This window comes from Candidatus Nitrosopumilus sp. (assembly GCF_965262695.1).
GTDB lineage: Archaea > Thermoproteota > Nitrososphaeria > Nitrososphaerales > Nitrosopumilaceae > Nitrosopumilus.
The window spans coordinates 1,278,491-1,297,306 of sequence record NZ_OZ253550.1 but is presented as its reverse complement, the minus strand read 5'-3'; the positions used below and the strand labels follow the sequence as shown (position 1 = coordinate 1,297,306).

Annotated in this window: 17 protein-coding genes; 9 read left to right on the top strand and 8 right to left on the bottom strand. The window is 34.5% G+C overall.

Going from position 1 to position 18,816, the window contains the following annotated elements:
* Positions 1–99: 99 nt before the first annotated feature.
* Positions 100–750 (top strand): ACT domain-containing protein, encoded by a 651-nt coding sequence (locus tag ACQY2P_RS07880; RefSeq protein ID WP_428326097.1) that lies wholly within the window; start codon positions 100–102, stop codon positions 748–750.
* A 73-nt stretch (positions 751–823) separates the two neighbouring features.
* Complete coding sequence (locus tag ACQY2P_RS07875; RefSeq protein WP_428326096.1) at positions 824–2,179, top strand: NAD(P)/FAD-dependent oxidoreductase; 1,356 nt, start codon at positions 824–826, stop codon at positions 2,177–2,179.
* On the opposite strand, the gene ACQY2P_RS07870 is transcribed toward ACQY2P_RS07875, so the two are convergent.
* Entirely contained in the window at positions 2,180–3,706 is a 1,527-nt protein-coding gene (locus ACQY2P_RS07870; RefSeq protein WP_428326095.1) for a peptidylprolyl isomerase, read from the bottom strand.
* Positions 3,707–3,778: 72 nt separating this feature from the next.
* Here ACQY2P_RS07870 and ACQY2P_RS07865 point away from each other — a divergent pair, with 72 nt between their 5' ends.
* On the top strand, positions 3,779–4,270 hold the full coding sequence (locus ACQY2P_RS07865) for a hypothetical protein (RefSeq protein ID WP_428326094.1): 492 nt from the start codon (positions 3,779–3,781) through the stop codon (positions 4,268–4,270).
* Positions 4,271–4,272: 2 nt separating this feature from the next.
* Positions 4,273–4,989, top strand: a complete 717-nt coding sequence (cbiE, locus tag ACQY2P_RS07860) for a precorrin-6y C5,15-methyltransferase (decarboxylating) subunit CbiE (protein WP_428326093.1) — start codon at positions 4,273–4,275, stop codon at positions 4,987–4,989.
* Here the strand turns inward: cbiE and ACQY2P_RS07855 are convergent.
* Entirely contained in the window at positions 4,986–5,879 is an 894-nt protein-coding gene (locus ACQY2P_RS07855; RefSeq protein ID WP_428326092.1) for a cupredoxin domain-containing protein, read from the bottom strand. The genes cbiE and ACQY2P_RS07855 overlap by 4 nt on opposite strands.
* A gap of 76 nt (positions 5,880–5,955) precedes the next feature.
* Positions 5,956–6,426 (bottom strand): stage II sporulation protein M, encoded by a 471-nt coding sequence (locus ACQY2P_RS07850; RefSeq protein ID WP_428327284.1) that lies wholly within the window; start codon positions 6,424–6,426, stop codon positions 5,956–5,958.
* Positions 6,427–6,572: 146 nt separating this feature from the next.
* On the opposite strand from ACQY2P_RS07850, the gene ACQY2P_RS07845 reads away from it, so the two are divergent.
* The gene (locus ACQY2P_RS07845) at positions 6,573–8,018 is read left to right on the top strand and encodes a DNA-directed DNA polymerase II small subunit (protein ID WP_428326091.1); all 1,446 of its coding nucleotides are present in this window, start codon (positions 6,573–6,575) and stop codon (positions 8,016–8,018) included.
* Here ACQY2P_RS07845 and ACQY2P_RS07840 read toward each other — a convergent pair.
* Positions 7,995–9,197 carry a Cdc6/Cdc18 family protein gene (locus tag ACQY2P_RS07840; RefSeq protein ID WP_428326090.1) on the bottom strand — a complete coding sequence of 401 codons (1,203 nt, stop codon included), beginning with the start codon at positions 9,195–9,197 and terminating at the stop codon, positions 7,995–7,997. The two genes, ACQY2P_RS07845 and ACQY2P_RS07840, sit on opposite strands and share 24 nt — an antisense overlap.
* A 480-nt stretch (positions 9,198–9,677) precedes the next feature.
* Here ACQY2P_RS07840 and ACQY2P_RS07835 point away from each other — a divergent pair, with 480 nt between their 5' ends.
* Positions 9,678–10,064, top strand: coding sequence for a hypothetical protein (locus ACQY2P_RS07835; RefSeq protein WP_428326089.1), 387 nt, complete (start codon positions 9,678–9,680; stop codon positions 10,062–10,064).
* A gap of 5 nt (positions 10,065–10,069) precedes the next feature.
* Here the strand turns inward: ACQY2P_RS07835 and ACQY2P_RS07830 are convergent, their stop codons facing one another.
* The 3 genes from ACQY2P_RS07830 to ACQY2P_RS07820 form a co-directional block, all read right to left on the bottom strand.
* Positions 10,070–10,231, bottom strand: coding sequence for an AbrB/MazE/SpoVT family DNA-binding domain-containing protein (locus ACQY2P_RS07830; RefSeq protein ID WP_428326088.1), 162 nt, complete (start codon positions 10,229–10,231; stop codon positions 10,070–10,072).
* 126 nt (positions 10,232–10,357) lie between these two features.
* A complete protein-coding gene (locus ACQY2P_RS07825) occupies positions 10,358–10,960 on the bottom strand; it encodes a winged helix DNA-binding protein (RefSeq protein ID WP_428326087.1) in 603 nt (200 codons plus the stop codon).
* Positions 10,961–11,086: 126 nt separating this feature from the next.
* Entirely contained in the window at positions 11,087–11,449 is a 363-nt protein-coding gene (locus tag ACQY2P_RS07820) for a hypothetical protein (RefSeq protein WP_428326086.1), read from the bottom strand.
* A 65-nt stretch (positions 11,450–11,514) separates the two neighbouring features.
* Here ACQY2P_RS07820 and ACQY2P_RS07815 point away from each other — a divergent pair, with 65 nt between their 5' ends.
* The gene (locus ACQY2P_RS07815) at positions 11,515–12,267 is read left to right on the top strand and encodes a geranylgeranylglyceryl/heptaprenylglyceryl phosphate synthase (protein WP_428326085.1); all 753 of its coding nucleotides are present in this window, start codon (positions 11,515–11,517) and stop codon (positions 12,265–12,267) included.
* Positions 12,268–12,279: 12 nt separating this feature from the next.
* On the top strand, positions 12,280–15,657 hold the full coding sequence (locus tag ACQY2P_RS07810; protein ID WP_428326084.1) for a DNA polymerase II large subunit: 3,378 nt from the start codon (positions 12,280–12,282) through the stop codon (positions 15,655–15,657).
* On the opposite strand, the gene glyA is transcribed toward ACQY2P_RS07810, so the two are convergent.
* Positions 15,658–16,980, bottom strand: a complete 1,323-nt coding sequence (glyA, locus tag ACQY2P_RS07805) for a serine hydroxymethyltransferase (protein WP_428326083.1) — start codon at positions 16,978–16,980, stop codon at positions 15,658–15,660.
* Positions 16,981–17,083: 103 nt separating this feature from the next.
* Between glyA and thsB the strand changes: the two genes are divergently transcribed.
* Positions 17,084–18,796, top strand: a complete 1,713-nt coding sequence (thsB, locus tag ACQY2P_RS07800) for a thermosome subunit beta (protein WP_428326082.1) — start codon at positions 17,084–17,086, stop codon at positions 18,794–18,796.
* Positions 18,797–18,816: the final 20 nt, after the last annotated feature.

Sequence of the window (18,816 nt, the reverse complement as noted above, 5' to 3'; positions counted from 1 at the left end):
GTATATGACATTATATAAAGATTATTAGATAATCTTCGATTTCTTACATAAGCCTATTATAACTGACATTATATAATAATCTTGATGAGAATAGCAAGTATGTCTGTGCCTGAGGTTGTCAGGGAGATAATTACCAGAAATCGCTCAATTTATGATTGCATGAAGATGGATTTGATAAACTATACAGCATTAGCAGTAAAGATTCAACCAGAGATTGAGAGAATTCTAGGAAATGGTGTCAATCTCAATACCATAGTTGTCGCAATCAAGAGATATGCAGATTCATTTGAAATTAAAGAGGAGATCAAAGAAGAACCAGTTTTGAAAAATGCAAGATTAGCATTGACTGACGGTATGATAGATATCAAATTTTCAATCAAAGATTCTAACCAAATGGATCCAATGGCAATTTTAGATAAATTCTCAAAGATTACTAATAATTATGAATTTTTTAGAATGTCGGATTCCTTTAGATTTCTTGCAGAAGACATGGAAGACATTAGACAAATTTTTGATAATGTCTCAGATAGAGATGATGTTTTTAGTACGGGTTTGGCAAAAATCAAAATCACGATACCAAATTCACAAAACCAATCAGATACAGTTTCCTATGTTGCAGAAGTATTGCATGCAAATGGTATAGAATTAGTTAATGCATTTTTCAGCCAAGATAGCATCATAATTATTCTAAATGAAAAAGACGCATCAAGGGCATATGAGATTTTACATTCAGATATAATGAGAGCCTAAAAATAGGCACGTACGCGTAATTTATGAAAAATAAACTCATAGGATATATTCCGTATTTTTCTGGGGTAAGCACATGGCTCGAAATAAGAAGAAAATTGTCGTTTTAGGAGGCGGTTTTGCAGGTGTAGAGTGCACCAGGAAATTAGAAGAATATTTCAAGAATGATTCAGAAATTGAGATTGTACTAGTTAGCGAAGATAATTTTCTTTTATTCACACCAATGTTACCTCAAGTAGCATCTGGAACTATTGAGACTAGACATATTGTTATGCCAATTAGAACAATTACAAAAAAAGCAACTTTCTATGAAGGTAGAGTCAAAAATATTGATCCTTATGGAAAAATTGTAAATCTTTGGGGTAGTGGAAACAAGAGAGGTATTTCCCTTCATTACGATTTTCTTGTAGTTGCACTAGGAAGTGAGACGAACTTTTTTGGGATGAATGATCTTGAGAAAAATGCGTATCAGATGAAGACACTCAATGATGCAGTTATGGTTAGAAATAGAATGATAGACATGTTAGAGCAAGCAGAAAATGAAACAAATCCAATTCTAAAACAAAGTCTTCTAAATTTTGTTGTTGTAGGCGGAGGTTTTGCAGGAATTGAAACTGCAGGAGAGATAATGGATCTTTTGTTAGATGTTAGAAAGTATTATCCAAATATCAAAAAAGAAGACATTAGAGTTGTAGTGTTAGAAGCATTACCAAACATCTTACCAGGTTTCTCTGAAAGTCTTGCAAAATTTGCACAAGAAAAACTAACAGAGCATGGAATTGAAATCAAGTTGCAAACAGCTGTAACTAGTTTTGATGGGGATGAAGTAATGATAAAGAGATTAGATGTGGATAAAGATGCAATAGATGATTCAATAATAAGTTCAATTCAATCAAAGACTGTAATTTGGACTGCAGGTGTAACACCAGTCAATACAATCAAAAGATCATTATTCAAAACAGACAAAGGAAAAATCATTGTTGATAAAAATTTAGAAGTAAATGATTTTCCAGGCGTATTTGCAATTGGAGATTGTGCATTATTTATGGATCCTAGTACTCAAAGACCATTTCCACCAACTGCACAAATTGCTGAAGCTCAAGCAAAAATTGCTGCAAAAAACCTTCATGCTTTAATTAGAAATAAAGAAAAAACCGAATTTACATACGAATCAAAAGGCCAGATGGCAATTATTGGAAAGAGAACTGGTATTGCATCATTTTTAGGAATGAATATTCATGGAATTTTTGCATGGTTTCTTTGGAGAAATATTTACTTATCAAAAATTCCAACATGGGATAAACGATTTAGAGTATTTCTTGACTGGACAGCTGATGCAATTTTTGATAGAGATATTTCAAGACTAAAGTTCATGAGACGTGAACCAGAAAAAGAATACAAAGTACTTGATGAAGTCGACGATGTTTGGTAATTAGTTTAGTTTTCTAATTTTATAGATGATTATTGCAGGAGCAGCAAAATACATTCCAATATTCATTAGAATAATTCCTACTCCATAAGAGATCATTTCTTCTTCAGAATTGATTTCAGCATAATTTAGAATTGAAAGTGTAGATAACATTGGAGTAATTGATAGTTTTACAATTTCTTTGAATAATGGGGATTCACGCTCTAAATCAGCAATTGTTGGAGAGAATGAATAGTATAGTTGGTTAAATCCAGCCATAAATGTACTTCCAGATTCAGTTGTAAGTATAGTATTATCTCTCAATTCTCTTAGTTTCTGAACTTGTGGGGCCATTTCAGAACCAAATGTAGCAGTTGCAATTAGACATCCACCATTTTCTTCAGAATTAGTAGAATTCTCAGATAGTTTTTTAAAAGAATCTATTGTTTCATCAAATCTTTCTAGTTGAGAATCAAAATCATCTACTCCATTACTGTATGAAAAAGTGTAATAATTATCTGAACTAAGAATTACTACTTCTTTGAATTTTACATTGTAATCTTGACCATTGGCAGAGAAAAGTCCTTGGGCATTAGTTATGTAAGCATCTTTTCCATTAATGGTAGTTTGTTCTTGAGAAGTTACATTCAGTTGTCCCGATTCAATTACTTGTTTTAGTTCTTCAGTTTTATCAGAAATTATATCATCAATGGTTTTTCCATTTGATGGGTAAATTGTAAGTGAAATCACAGGATTAATCGCACCAACTTTTGGTCCAACTGCTACGACATGAGGAGAGTTTTCTTGAGTTTTCTCAGGTTGTTGTAACAGCCACCCTGCAGGAGCACTAAACGCTATATCATGTTCTTCACTTTCAAACAATTGGTTTCCAGTAGGTGGCTCTACGTTTGTTTGAATTCGTTCAGGTTCAGATAATGTTAGTAAATTGGAAATTTCAGATTGACTGACAATTGAAACTTTGGTAATTCTCACTTGTTCAGGATTTAGAGGTTCATCACGATTTCCAGTAGAAACAGATGCAATTTTATCAAGTGTTTCAAAGCTTTCTTCAGTTACAATTCTTCCAAATGCTGTATACTGTTCATCAAGAAAATTGGAATTTTGATGTACAATAAAGAATTGTGAGCCCGCACTGTTTGGATCTGCTGATCTTGCCATTGAAACAATTCCACGATTATGTTTTATGTTGTTAAATTCTGCATCTAATCTTTCATCAGGACCGCCAGTTCCCCAAGTATTTGGGTCACCATCAATTGTATTTGGATCACCACCTTGAATCATAAATCCTGGAATGATTCTGTGGAAAAGTGTCCCGTCATAAAATCCAGATTTCGCTAGCATGATGAAATTTTCTACATGTTTTGGAGCATCAGTTGGAAAAAACCCTATTACAATTTTTCCTAAATTGGTTTCAATAATCACTACGGGATTTGTTATAGAATCCGAATTGATATCTGTTTGAGCAATAGCTTGATTTGCAAGTCCAACAAAAAGTATAGAAATTGTTATTGTAAGAAATATTTTATTCAATATTTTTTCAAATTCTGTCTCACTTAAAAGCCAATTGTATTAGTTTTTAACAAAGTCAAACAGATTATTCCTATGCAACCTGATGAAAAGATTCAGGCACATATTGTTTCAGTGTGGAGAGAATCAAAAAAATTTCTATCAATTGGTGGAAAAGAAGGAATGTTGGTACTTACTGACAAACACTTAATGTTTATCCATAAAACTGAAGCAAAAATGAAATGGTGGAAGGCAATAACTCAGAGACAAGTAATTAATTTTATCAAATCAAAAAATACTATGATACGTCATGATGGTTATGATGAACAAGAATTAATGAATGATGTAGAAGATAAGAGAAATACAGAGTTGTCATTTGATGATATTATCGATATTAGTTTTGAAGAAAAGACTTGGGGAAGTGTTTTACAGTTAGAATATGAAAAAGATGAGAAAAGAGAGAAATTTCAATATTCCATTGCCCAGGATTGGGTAAAATATCCTGCAAAAGAGCCTACAAAATACATGAAAGTAGACTGGACACCATTTGTGCAATATATTAAAGACAGACAGAAATTTACAAAGTAAAATTGGGAAAAGTTTTCGCTGTAGGTGTAGGTCCAGGCTCACCAAAATATGTAACAGAAGTTGTCAAAGAGATAGTTCAAAGTTGTGATATTATAATTGGTTACAAATACACACTAAAAACAATCGAACATCTTCTTGAAGAAAAAGAAGTTCATGAAATTACTATGAACAATCAAGAGGAATCATATCAAGAAGTTCTTCCAAGATTAGAAGATAAAACTTTAGTAATTCCATTTACTGGAGATGTGAATTTTTCAGAATCAGAGGTTGTTGATAGACTAATAGAAATTTTTGGTAAAGTGGAAATTATTCCAGGAATTAGTTCAATACAAGTAGCAGCATCAAGAGCACAGATACCACTTGATAAATCCAAAGTAATCACAATGCATGTAACAACTCCAATTGAAGATAAAAAATTAGAATTACAAAAGGCACTGATCGATGGGTTCAGTGTTGTTTTAGTTCCAAGACCTTGGCCAAAACAACCAGACAAGCATTTTATGCCATCAGAAATTGCAGTTTATCTTCGTGAACATGGTTTTGACACTGAAAAAATTAAGGTTCATGTGTTTGAAGCTATAACTACTGAAAATGAAACTAATTTTGAAGGAACTGTTAAAGATTTGGAGGGAAAAGAATTTTCAGATTTGTCAGTTATGGTGTTTAATCAAACAAGTCTAGATTCATACATGAATTATAGATGGCAGTGGGAAAATTAATTTCCCTGTTGATTGTTTGTCGTACCAACAGTAATGTTGTCTACATTCGGAAAACTTACAGCCTCAATCTTCATCCATATATAATCAGGATCATATAGTTTGTAAATTCCTAGTCCGTCAATTGTTATAGTGGCAGATTCTCCTGGTGCAATATCTCCTGTTGAAATTCTTCCATCAGGTGTAAATGGATCATATCGATCACCATAATTTTCTTTGCCGCTAATAATACTATGAGATACGATGTCATCATTTACAAAAGTAATAGTAGTTCCTGGTTCTATCGAAAGTCTATCAATAGAAAAGAATCTAAGATAGTTTGTAGTATCAAGTCCTGGGATTGTGTTATCGGTTTTTTGTGCAGATGAGCCTTCGAGAATATGTATTTTTAGATCTGATTCTTCAGAGTTAGTAGAAATTTCTTCAATTTTTGTCAAAGAAGATAATTTTGTAGTGTAGATAATTTTGTAAGTATCATCAGTTGTTGTAATTCTACCAGTAAAACCATATACTGCTGCATCTTTACTTTCTGCAACTAGTCTTCCAAAGAAGCTGATTGTTGTATCAAGTCCAGTAGAGCTTTCTATATTTCCATTAATTCGAATATAACGGCCTTCACGTAAAAATTTCCCTTCTAATTCTGAAATAATAAATTCTTCATCATCAAGTGTGATGAATCCATCTTCTATTACAAAATTAATTGTGCTCCCACGTTGGTCTTGAGATGATAAACCAAGATCAATTTCTGTAAATTTGATTTGTTCTTCAGTTACAGCAAAGCCAGACCCCTCCAAAAGAAAGGCTTGGTTTTCAGAAACTTCTGCAAAAGATTCGTTGAAAAGATACCCTGAGAAAACTACGAGTAATGCTAGTAATGATATTGCAAACTTCACAATAGATATGTCCTCTAATTTGGTTTATAATTTGCTACTAAATTATTTTAGACTCAATAGGCAAATCCTAAAGGAATTAGATATCAAGTCCAGGCATCTGAAGACCTTGTTCTTGGGCAAGTTCAATCATGTAGAATTCCAGATATCCTCCTGCCAAAAGCAATCCAACTACAACTCCAATCTCAATTGCAGTAGGTTTAATGAAAGTTCTAAGATTAACTTTTTTAGTAATGGCCCTGATCAAAATAAAACTTCTAGAGATCCCTAATGAATATGCAGTAAGCTCCATCAATCCAAATGGAGATAAAAATAGAATTGCTAGTGGAGGAACTTCTTTTAAAATTGGAGCTGTTGTAGTTATTGCTGCAAATGCAAATCCTGTTGACCATGCTGAAAAGAGTCCCCAGGCAATGCCAAACCCTGGAATAAACATTGGAAGTGCTATTGTTGTGTTATGAGTAAATATTCCAAATCCATCGATATCCATAACTAGTTCTTCAAACTCTGACATGAAAATATCAGCTTCTTCTTGACTTACTGTAGACATTGAACCAATTTGATATGTACCTGCAAAGATTCCTACGAATATGAAAAATAAGGAAATTCGTAGTTTATTCACAATCCAATACAATTAAAACAATATTTGAGGGTTCGTAGGCGCAGATTTAATTAAACCACATCATATTTTTTGATATGAAAAAGGAACTGTCCTTTGCATTAAACTACGCACTAAACAAAGGATTCCAGATTCATCCAGATGCTTTTAAAATTTTAGAAAATGTTGATGTAAAAAAACTAGAGAAAATAATCAAGGAAATTGTTAGAGAGAAAACAAAACAAAAATTATTTCAAATCAATCAAGATGATTTAGAAACATATCTTGGAATCAAAGATGATCCGTCATTAGAAAATGAAGTTAAGGTTTTGTTGGATCCCACAGATAAGATAACCACTGGTGAAGGAGTAAAAGGGTATAATGCATTATTTTCTAGTCGATTTAACAAACTAAAACGGATTATTTCAGACAGACCTGAAGCTCGAATGTTAAAGTCTCTGACTTTTGTTAAAAATGAAAGATCTGAAGATGACATGTATGTTTGTGGTTTGGTGACTGTAAGAAACAGTGAGAGAAATGTAACAAAGTTGGTTTTAGAGGATCCTTCAGGCTCATTTGAAGGGATTATCTTTGATAATGAACTCCAAAAGACGGCAGATACTCTTCTAGTAGACCAATTTGTGATGGCAAGAGTTAGTGTAGGAAAAAATTCAGGATTTATCATAAAGGATTTGATTATGCCTGATATTCCTGATCAGACCACTAACAAGTCTGAATCTGAATCATATGCTGTTTTTCTATCTGATTTGCATATTGGAAGTAAATACTTCATGGAAGAAGAGTTGACAGAGTTCATTTCTTGGATATCTAGTCCGGATCCAACTGCAAAAAAAATCCGATTTATTTTAATTGGCGGGGATGTAGTTGATGGGGTTGGGATATATCCAAATCAGAATAAAGAATTGGTTTGCCAAACCATAGAGGAACAACTCAAAAAAGTTGAAAGTTTGATTGATCAGATTCCAAAAAACATCAAGATAATCATAATGCCTGGAAACCACGATCCTGGAAGAAGGGCACTTCCTCAGCCAGCAATACCAAAAAAATACAATTCTGGATTATGGGATAGGGAAAATGTAGTCATGGTTGGAAATCCGGCTGTTGTCTCATTAAATGGTGTCAAAGTGATGATGTTTCATGGACAAAGTATTGATGATATTGTAAAGACTACGCCAGGCCTTAGTTATGACAAGCCAACAAATGTGATGAAACATCTTCTTAGAGCTAGACATCTAAGTCCAATTTATGGTAGCCAGACTCCGATTGCACCTGAAATGCAGGATCTTATGGTAATTGAGGATATTCCAGATATCTTTCATGTAGGTCATGTCCACAAGGCCCAGTTGGATATGTACAAGGGTATTTTGTTAGTTAATTCAGGCTCTTGGCAAAAACAGACACCATTTCAGGCAAGTGTTGGAATGACTCCAAATCCAGGTATTGCTTTGTTAGTTAATCTAAAGACTTTTCAGGTTTTCCACCAAAATTACAATTCTAATCTAGACAATATCTTGCAAAGTTAGATCGTCTTTGAAGGTCTTTTTTATCATTTCAGATGATATTGTTAGTTTGTATTTTTTTGTCCTGCCATGAATTCCTTGATGAATTAGTCTTCCAGAAATTATTCCTGAAAGTTCAATCTCACTTAGCATTTGTGTGATTCTTCTTTGTGTTAGTTCATCTCGCCCAACCACCTTGCAGAGATTTTTGTATGATGAGTAGATTTCCCCAGTAGAAGAGCCATTTGCCTTCATTATAGCAAGTATGACTAGTTTTTCATGTAGAGGGTATGATTTGAGAGATGTCTCCTCTTTATTTTCTTCAATTTTTTGAGAGGCATCTCTGACGTGGTTTTCGGTTACTTTGTCTGATTGTTGTCTTTCAGCTAGTTCACCTGCAACCCTAATCAAATCGATTGCCCGTCTTGCATCACCATGTTCTCCCCCTGCAAGGGCAGCACATAGATTTAGAGCAGATTCGTCTACAGATTCAACCTCAAAGGCTTCTGATATTCTCTCCTCTAAAATTTTCTTTATCTGTTCAACATCATAATTTGTAAAGACAATCTCCTCTTCCCCCAAACTACTGATTACTCTAGGGTCTAGTTTTTCCTTGAAAGTCAGATCATTTGAAATTCCAACCAAAGTCAGTGAACCGGTATTAAGGCTCTCGTTGGCTCTAGTTAGTTGGTATAAGATATCCTTTCCAGTCTTTGAAACCAACTCTGCCAGATAATCAATCTCATCAATTACAAAGACCACGTTGAGTTTCTCTTGATCAATATTGTTTAGGATTCGTTTGAATACCTCACTAATAGCCAAGCCAGTTGAGGGTAATTCTTTATCTTTTAGGCCTAATTGACGCCCAAAACTGACCAATAATCCGTAAAGTGTGGTTTCTTTTTTTGCGTTTGAATAAATTAGTTTTATTGGGAAGTTTGACTTTTCTACTCTCTCTTGAATTTTTGAGATGACTTTTTTGACGACTAGTGTTTTACCAGTTCCTGGTTTGCCGTAAACTAGGAGATTAGACGGTCTTGATTGTTTGAGAATTGGTAAGAGTGATTGGGTAACTTGTTCTTGTTCATTATTCCTATGTTGAATGGTTTTTGGAATATAGGTAAAATGTAGGATTTCCCTGTTTTTAATAATTGATTTACCAGATTCAGCTGCATCTAATAATCTATCAATCGGATCAGACATACTCACACACCTTTGTTTCCTATCAATTTCATCTTAACCATATCTCAATTAAGAGAGTATAGAATAGAATAGTAATTCTAGTTTAGTTTGTAATTAATTATTTTTAGTTAGTTTTTGTTTTTCTCAAAAAAAAAAAAAATAAAAAAAGAAGAGTGGAAATATTGGTGTGTGGGTTTCTTTAGATGTTAACAACTATGTTAATTTAGTGTTAAGGAAATTCCCAAAAACCCTATTTTGACCCCCTAATTTCCATTCCAGGCGTTAAGATTGATGTTAACATTGTGAATATCTCAAATCTAACCCCTTTATTTCCACTCCAGGCATGATTATTTCTTAATTTAAGGGGCTTAAACATGGTTAATTGTTAATAACAAAAAACAGGCTAGGCGTGGCTTACACAGTCAACGTTAACAAACCATTTAGTTAACAAATTTTCGCGGATCATTTGAACTGTTAACATTAGATCGAATAGATCCTAACATGGCCAAAAAACGTATTCGAATAGACATGGAAGACTCTGACGGTGCACGTTATGATATCAAATTAGAGGGCAACGTTACCAGAGATAAAGTCCTTAAAATATTTGAGATGATGGACTTGATGAATATTGAAGAAGAGCAAGAAACAACAAACATAGATTCTATAGGCTCTAAAATCTGGCATATTGTAGACAAGTTCTTCCCAATGGGAAAATTCACATCAACAAATATTCTTGAAAAATATGAAGATGAATTTAATGAACCTATCAAACTTAGTGTAATTTCCACATATCTCTCAAGATTTTCGTCAAAAGGTAGGGTGGACAGGGCTAGAAATGGCAGAGAATGGACCTATCAAACCATAAAAATCGGCCAAAAACAACACTAAACAAGTTAAGAAATAGTGATTTTTCTAACAATTAATCGGTCTTTTCCAAGGATTAATTTTACATATTCGCCTTTTTGGACGTCCATGTACTTTCTAAACTGTTTTGGAATTGAAATAGTCCCAACTGAGGTAATTTTCACCAAAACCTCATTTTCTTGAATAGACATGTTATGACTATAAATTAATAATATATATAATTTAATAAATTATATTGATTATAATTAATAATAAAAACCTGCATTTTTTGTGTAAAATTACATAAAATGACTTCGGGAAAACTTGAGAAATATCTTTTAGGCAACAGTTGGATTTGTTTCAACTTCCTCAACCTTTGCAATTCCCTTTTCAGTAATAGAATAGGTATATGGTTTAGATTCTGTATTTCGTTGAACAAGACCTTCTTCAAATAACTTCTTCATTAGTCTTGAAGTGTGCTCTCTACTCTTCTTTAATGTGATTTGTATGTCACGTGATGTCATAGCTTTGTCTGTGATTAGGTGCAACACGTAATTAGTGGGATTTGTGTGCTCAATATTGGGTATTTTAGGCGTAGAAACTGGTTTTTCAGGAATAATTTCTGGCTCTTGTGATATTACAACTTCCTTCTCTTGGACTTCATTTTTTGCTAACTTTTCTAAGAATTGTTTTAACTCCAAGTTTGGATCCTCTGTTTTTTGCTCAATTCCCTGGATTTCTAATGCATCTAGGCGTATTTTCATGTCAATTAACTGTCTTTCATAGTACTCTAAACGCTCAGATTGTGATGCATCAACCATATCACTCTTAGATTTTATGAATGGACGAATCTTATAGTACCCATACAAACCTCCTAAACCTACAATGAAGGCTAATATCACACTCAAAATCACTTCTGGGTCAGGAATCTCAATTAACATCACAAATTTTATGCCTATATTGTGATTTATCGTGATAGAACAACATTATTTCACACTTTAGATTAACAAACTCACACACATTATCACAACCAATCCAACTAATTGAACTGAATAGTTCTCACAACATCACATACTACATGCCTGTCTTACGAGCCTATCTATCACACTAATCACTTCATCTTCCCTTTCTGGGAAGATATCACTCTCATTAATCACACTAATCTGCTCAGATAGTTTTGATATCACATCAATATCATCAGGCAAAATGATGCCTAAACCACGTAAAAGTATGATTGAGTAGAATAATGAGACTAATTTTTCTCTAGACTGACCAACTTGCCTATAATACGCACCTTTTGAAATTGAAAACTCTGATTCAAGAATATTCTTCTGATTTAAAATAATTTCAATTTGTCGCTCTGTAAACAAAGATTTTTTGATAATTTTCCTAATTATATTGTTAAAATTAGATTCTTGAAACTCCGACATAGCTATACAAATCTGTATAATGACATTCCAATTAAACTTTAAAGAGCCACATACGAACCATTTCTATGGCTGGAACTAAAGTTGAAACATTCCTAAAATCAGAATTAAAAAAGAAAAATGCATTATTGTTTGTTCTAATAGATTCAGAGGTATCAAATCTAGAGGCATCTGCTAAACTAGCAAAAGATGTTGAAAAAATTGGAGCATCTGCAATCCTAGTTGGTGGCTCATCTGCTACAGATCAAATAGAGATGGCTCAAGTGGTAAAAGGCATCAAAAAAGGCATCAAAATCCCAATAATTCTGTTTCCTGGTAACGTTACAGGGGTTGTGCCTGATGCTGATGCCATTTTGTTTAGTTCCTTAATGAACTCAGAAAATCCATATTTTATCACACAAGCACAAGCCTTGGGGGCACCAAGCGTTCTGAAATTTGGTCTAGAGCCACTACCTACAGCATATTTGGTTATAGGAGATGGAACAACTGCATGGTTTGTTGGTTCTGCTAGAGGAATTCCATTTGAAAAACCCAAAATCGCTGCAGCCTATGCACTTGCAGCCCAATTTCTTGGAATGAGATTTGTCTATCTTGAGGCAGGTTCTGGTGCAAAATCCAGTGTAACACCTGAGATGGTCAAGACTGTAAGACAGTTGTTTAATGGATTTTTGATTGTCGGTGGCGGTATAAAGGACGTAAAAACTGCCCAAAACTTGGTTAAAGCAGGAGCTGATGCTCTAGTGATAGGTACTTTCCTTGAAAAAGGTGGAAGTCTCAAAAAACTCCAAGAAATAACAAAAGCAATTCAAAGAAGCAAGTAATAGTACTCTATTATGTCTGAAAACGACGCAATTTCTCGTATTAGTGGCATCAAAATGCCTGATTATTATCTTGATTACTACTCTAACTTATCCACAGATACATACTCAATTTTTGAAAATGCTGCTTCAGCTAAATCAAGCCTGGTAGACTCCTCAGGCATAATTGAGCCGAAAATCGCATTTGATTTGGCTGACCGTGTGGCAAAAATGCACGAAATTGATATTGCTGAACCCCTCAGAGAACTTCTAAAGATCAATGGAAAAGAACTATCTGCATTAATTCTCTCAAAAGAGATTGCTCAGGGAAAATACTCTCTGCCTGATTCTACATTAGAAGAAAAACTTGATCTGGCCGTTCGTGTTGGACTTGCAATAGTTACAGAAGGAGTTACTATTGCTCCTTTACAAGGAATTAATGAAGTTAAGATAAAGAAAAACAAGGATGGTTCTGAATACCTCTCCGTTTCAATTGCTGGTCCTATGCGCTCTGCAGGAGGAACAGAATCTGCTGTAACTATGCTGATAGCAGATCATGTCAGAAAGACTGCAGGATTATCAAAATTTCAAGCCAATTCTTTTGATGATGAAACAGGTAGATTTGTTGAAGAATTAAGAATCTATGAAAGAGAAGCTAGTAGTTTTCAATTCCATATTTTAGATGAAGATATTGAACATGTGATCTCAAATCTACCAGTAGAACTAGATGGTGTAGACACGGACCCTTATGAGGTTGTCAATCACAAATCAATGGTTCGAATCAAAACTGACAGAGTAAGAGGAGGTGCTTTACGTGTACTAAATGACGGTCTTATTGGAAGATCCAAGAAACTACTCAAAAGAATTGAAATGTACAATCTTGATGGCTGGGAGTGGCTCAATGACCTAAAAGGCGCTGTTCAGACAGGTGAAAAGCAAGAAGATGCAGCTACCAAAAGAATGCATGAGGTAATTACTGGAAGATCAGTCCTATCTATGCCTAACAAACTAGGGGGATTTCGACTAAGATATGGAAGGGCATGTAATACTGGCTTTGCCGCAGTCGGAATCCATCCTGTGATTGCTGAGATACTTGATCATACCATTGCAGTCGGAACCCAAATCAAAATTGACATCCCAGGAAAAGGATCAACTGTAGCATTTGTCGATTCAATTGAAACTCCAGTGGTTCGTTTGAAAAATGGAAATGTTGTAAAGATTAGGGATGTAAAACATGGAATCGAAATAAAAAACGACATTGAAAAAATACTCCATCTTGGAGATATTCTGATATCTTTTGGTGATTTTCTAGAAAACAACGCACAACTTGTTCCATCTGGATATGTCGAAGAATATTGGATGGAGGAATTGAAACAACAAATCGAGAAATACGAGCCTGAGGATCAATATCTAACTCAATTTCTTAACAGAATTCCAACAATAGATGAAGCATTAAAAATATCCATTGATTTTGATATGGCACTTCATCCTCATTATCTCTATTTTTGGGATAAGATATCTGCCAAAGAACTTGAATCGCTTTTGGAACCTAAAAAAATCAATGAAACATCAATTGAATATTCTGCACAAACAAAGAAAATTCTTGAAAACTTGGGAGTTCCACATGTAATTGGAGATGATAAAATTATCCTTGAAAATATTGAAGCTAAAATTTTCTTTAATTTGTTATTTAGAGAACAACCAAAAATTGATGATTCTTCTATTCCTCAAATAATTTCAAAATCTTCTGGAATTAAAATCAGAAATAAGTTTTCTACATCTATTGGGGTAAGAATTGGAAGACCAGAGAAATCTGCTCCTAGACAGATGAAGCCACCAACACATGTGTTGTTTCCTATTAGTGACAAAGGTGGACCAACACGAGATCTTCTAAAGGCATCTAGAAATGAGCATTTTTTCACTAATATCCACAATAGACATTGTACTCAATGTAATCTCCCATCAATTGGGATTAAATGCTCAAAATGTGGAACAAAGACAACCGTTACCTACAGATGTCCACATTGTAGAGATACTCTTGAAGAACCTTTTTGTGAAAAGTGTAAACGAAACGCTTTGGCATATTCTCACAAAGAATTTCCATTAAAATCAAAACTTCTTGAAGCCCAAGAAAAAATTCGTCTACGTGCCCAAGAACCATTCAAAGGTGTTAAGGAATTAATCAGTCAGGACAAAATTGCTGAACCTCTAGAAAAAGGACTGGTTCGACAAAACTTTGGCTTAACAGTATTCAAGGATGGAACTGTTCGATTTGATGCAACAAATTCTCCTTTAACACAATTCAAACCATCTTGGATTGGAACATCTATTAAGAAACTCAATGAATTGGGGTATTCTCATGATGTTGATGGCAATCCATTGGAAGATCCTGAACAGACAGTAGAACTTCGTATGCAAGATGTGATCATTCCATATGAGAGTGGCAAGTATCTCATTTCTATTTGCAAATACATTGATACACTTTTAGAAAAATTCTACGGCAAAACTGCATTCTATAATGTCAGAAACTCTGAGGAATTAATTGGACATCTGATCATTGGTCTTGCTCCTCACACATCAGTTGGAATTGTGGGTAGAATCATTGGATATTCTGAAACCCATGTATGTTTTGCAACTCCAAATTGGCATTCTGCAAAAAGAAGAGATGCAGATGGGGATGCTGACTCTATAATGTTGTTAATGGACAGCCTTTTGAATTTCTCCAGACAATTTCTTTCGGATGCTATAGGTGGATTGATGGATGCACCACTACTTGTTCAACCTCTTGTTTTGCCACATGAATCTCAACCACAAGCCCACAATCTTGAGGTCACAAAATCACTTCCATTGGAATTCTTTGAATCAACACTGCAACAAGTCAAAGCACCTGACATTACATCAGTTGAGATAATTAAATCTCGATTAGAGACAGAAAGACAATTCTATGATTATTACTTTACCCATACTACATCATCTCTTACAACTTCAAAATCCCGTAGTGCATATTCTACTCTAGGCTCAATGCTTGACAAATTTGATATGCAAGTTAGAAATGCTGAATTAATTGATGCTGTAAATACATCAGAAATTGTTTCAGATGTTATTTCAACTCATCTTGTACCTGACATTATGGGAAATTTGAGGGCATATGCCAGACAAAATTTCAGATGTACTGGATGTGGTAAATCCTATCGCCGAATGCCATTAATCCAAACTTGTGTATGTGGCCATAAACTGATTCCCACAATAACTCGTGGTTCTGTAGAAAAATATCTAAAACTTGCAAAAAGACTAGTTGACAAGTATGATGTCAGTGAATATCAAAGAGGAAGAATTCATGCACTTTCTGATGAAATTGAACTAGTATTTGGAAAAAGTCCTGGTGACCAATCACTTCTTACTGACTATGCTTGATTATCTTAATTTGACGTACTCGTATGCGCCTAATTTGTTATCAAAACAGAACTTTACCTTCTGGTAATTCTTTCTAAATGACTTTACTTTGGAAAGTAATTTTTTAGGATCTTTCTTTTCTATCACTACTTGTTTGATGAAAGAAGCAATTTCTTGCATCTCATTTTTCTTCATTCCAAGTCTAGTAATTTCTGAAACTCCTAATCTGATTCCACCTGGATGGAAATAATTTCTTCCAGCCTTGATGTCTCCTGGAATTAGTTGTCTGTTTACAATTATGTTGGCTTTCTCCAAATCAGCCTCAACCTTTCCACCATCAGAATAATCTAAGACATTTACCGCAATTTGATGTGATTGTGTAAATCCTCTACTTTCACCTAAAACTTTGAATCCTGCATCACTTAATGCATCAGCAAATGATTTTGCATTCTTTATAACCTGAGAAGCATAATCTTTTCCAAACTCTAATGCCTCAGCAAATGCAACTGCTTTTCCTGCCATGTTGTTTATGTGATGACTGCTTGTAAGTCCTGGGAATGTAGCTTTTTTGATTGGTTCTTCGTGTTCTTCAGAACCTAAAACCAATCCACCTTGAGGTCCAAACAGAGTCTTGTGAGTACTCATTGTCATGGTATCTGCACCTTCACGAAGTGGATCCTGGAATTTTCCTCCTGCAATTAATCCTGCAACATGAGCTGCATCATAATTGATATGCATATCATAACTCTTTAGAAAATCTGAAAGTTCTTTGACTGGGTGTGGGAACAAGAACAATGAACCTCCAAACATTGCAATTTTTGGCAGTCGTTTGTTTTTCTTTAACTCTTTTACTTTCTGTTTTGTCTTGTCAACATCAATAGTCATCTCTTCAGCATTAAATGGATAAAACTCAATTTCTAAACCATGAACTAATCCTGCAGTTCCGGAATGTTCTTTTTTTCCATGTGAAATATGACCTCCTGCTGGTATAGATGGAGCTAACATAACATCGCCTGGATTTGAATAAGCAGAATATACAGCAAGATTCGCTACCACTCCTGATATTGGTCTTACATCAGCAAATTTTGCTTTGTAGAGTTTTTTAGCTAATTTCATACATTCAAACTCTACATCATCAATGTAGATACAGCCAGCATAGACTCTTTCTCCAGGCCAACCTTCAGCATATCTGTTACCAAAATCTGAAATTATGGCTTCTCTGACTGCAGGACTAGGAATGTTTTCACTGGCAATTAACGGAATTGAATTTTCAAACCATTTGTGATGTTCCTTTAATTTTGTAAAAATTTTATTGTAAGATTCCTTATTTTGTGATTTTGCCATATTTTGCAACTTGATTTTCCCAATTTAAAAACACCGATAGACTATCAAATTCTTCACTCTTGATCTGGAAGGTATAAAAGGGGAATCCGGAGTTTTTGCATCAATGGGTATGCAAGCTACTTCCAAAGGAAATATGCCAGTCGTATTGCTAAAGGAAGGCGGTTCAGAAACTAAAGGTAAAGATGCACAAAAGAACAACATTGCTGCATCAAAGATAGTTGCTGAAATTGTTCATACCAGTTTAGGACCTAGAGGCATGGATAAGATGCTAGTAGATTCACTAGGAGATGTTACTATTACAAATGATGGAGCAACAATTCTCAAAGAAATTGATGTCCAACATCCTGCAGCAAAGATGCTTGTTGAAATTTCTAAAACAACTGATAATGAAGTTGGAGATGGAACAACATCTGCAGTAGTTTTGGCAGGAGCTTTACTTGAGAATGCTGAATCCTTAATTGATCAAGATGTTCACCCAACAATCATTGTTGATGGATACAGAAAAGCTGGAAGAAAAGCTAAACAATTCCTTGAGAGTATCTCAGATAAAATTTCAGCAAATGATAAGAATATGCTTAACAAAATCGCAAAAACTTCTATGCAAACTAAACTTGTCAGAAAAGATTCTGATCAACTTGCTGACATTATTGTAAAATCCGTTCTTGCTGTTGCAGAAAAAGACTCTGAAAGCTATGATGTTGATATTGATGACATTAAAGTTGAAAAGAAAGCTGGCGGCTCAATAAAAGATTCAATGATTGTTCAAGGTATTGTTTTGGATAAAGAAATTGTCCATGGGGGTATGCCAAGAAAAATCAATGAAGCTAAAATTGCTTTGATTAACACAGCATTAGAAATCAGTAAAACCGAAACTGATGCTAAAATTAACATTTCAAATCCTCAACAATTGAAATCATTTCTAGATGAAGAAAACAGAATGCTAAAAACAATGGTTGACAAAGTTATCGGTTCTGGCGCAAACATAGTCTTGTGTCAAAAAGGAATTGATGATATGGCACAACATTATCTGGCAAAAGCAGGAATAATTGCTGTTAGAAGAATTAAAGAAAGTGACTTGACAAAACTAGCAAAAGCAACTGGCGCAAGAATAGTTACAAACCTTGATGATCTTTTTGAAAAAGATCTTGGTAATGCTGACCTTGTTGAGGAACGAAAGATTGAGGAAGACAAATGGGTATTTGTTGAAGGATGTAAACATCCAAAATCAGTAACATTACTTCTCAGAGGTGGCTCTCAAAGAGTTGTTGATGAGGTTGAACGCTCTGTTCATGATGCATTAATGGTTGTAAAAGATGTAATTGAAAAACCAGAAATTGTAGCAGGTGGAGGAGCTCCTGAAACATATGCTGCAACAAAACTCAGAAACTGGGCTAAATCTCTTGAAGGACGAGAACAATTAGCTGCAGAAAAATTTGCTGATGCTTTAGAATCAATTCCATTAACCCTTGCAGAAAATGCTGGAATGGATCCAATTGATACTCTTACTTTATTGCGTTCAAAACAACAGAAAGGTGAAAAATGGACTGGCATTGATGTTATGAAAGGAAAGATTGCTAATATGAAATCTAGTGATATCATTGAACCTCTTGCAGTAAAACTTCAGATTGTTTCAGCATCTGCTGAAGCTGCATGTATGATTCTTAGAATTGATGATGTCATTGCTACCCAGAAATCTGCCGGCGGTCCACCTGGTGGTGGAGAAGGTGGAATGCCACCTGGAATGGGCGGAATGCCACCTGGAATGGGTGGAATGCCTGGAATGGGTGGAATGCCTGATATGGGCGGAATGATGTAAATTATTTTGGAATTTTTTCA

Excerpts from the sequence above, each read along its gene's own strand:
- ACQY2P_RS07815 (WP_428326085.1), top strand. The coding sequence starts at position 11,515 with ATGGCTGGAACTAAAGTTGAAACATTCCTAAAATCAGAATTAAAAAAG.
- ACQY2P_RS07835 (WP_428326089.1), top strand. The coding sequence starts at position 9,678 with ATGGCCAAAAAACGTATTCGAATAGACATGGAAGACTCTGACGGTGCA.
- ACQY2P_RS07810 (WP_428326084.1), top strand. The coding sequence starts at position 12,280 with ATGTCTGAAAACGACGCAATTTCTCGTATTAGTGGCATCAAAATGCCT.
- ACQY2P_RS07820 (WP_428326086.1), bottom strand. The coding sequence starts at position 11,449 with ATGTCGGAGTTTCAAGAATCTAATTTTAACAATATAATTAGGAAAATT.
- ACQY2P_RS07865 (WP_428326094.1), top strand. The coding sequence starts at position 3,779 with ATGCAACCTGATGAAAAGATTCAGGCACATATTGTTTCAGTGTGGAGA.
- ACQY2P_RS07875 (WP_428326096.1), top strand. The coding sequence starts at position 824 with ATGGCTCGAAATAAGAAGAAAATTGTCGTTTTAGGAGGCGGTTTTGCA.
- ACQY2P_RS07880 (WP_428326097.1), top strand. The coding sequence starts at position 100 with ATGTCTGTGCCTGAGGTTGTCAGGGAGATAATTACCAGAAATCGCTCA.
- ACQY2P_RS07850 (WP_428327284.1), bottom strand. The coding sequence starts at position 6,426 with ATGTCTACAGTAAGTCAAGAAGAAGCTGATATTTTCATGTCAGAGTTT.
- ACQY2P_RS07825 (WP_428326087.1), bottom strand. The coding sequence starts at position 10,960 with ATGTTAATTGAGATTCCTGACCCAGAAGTGATTTTGAGTGTGATATTA.
- thsB (WP_428326082.1), top strand. The coding sequence starts at position 17,084 with ATGGGTATGCAAGCTACTTCCAAAGGAAATATGCCAGTCGTATTGCTA.
- ACQY2P_RS07830 (WP_428326088.1), bottom strand. The coding sequence starts at position 10,231 with ATGTCTATTCAAGAAAATGAGGTTTTGGTGAAAATTACCTCAGTTGGG.
- glyA (WP_428326083.1), bottom strand. The coding sequence starts at position 16,980 with ATGGCAAAATCACAAAATAAGGAATCTTACAATAAAATTTTTACAAAA.
- ACQY2P_RS07840 (WP_428326090.1), bottom strand. The coding sequence starts at position 9,197 with ATGTCTGATCCGATTGATAGATTATTAGATGCAGCTGAATCTGGTAAA.
- ACQY2P_RS07845 (WP_428326091.1), top strand. The coding sequence starts at position 6,573 with ATGAAAAAGGAACTGTCCTTTGCATTAAACTACGCACTAAACAAAGGA.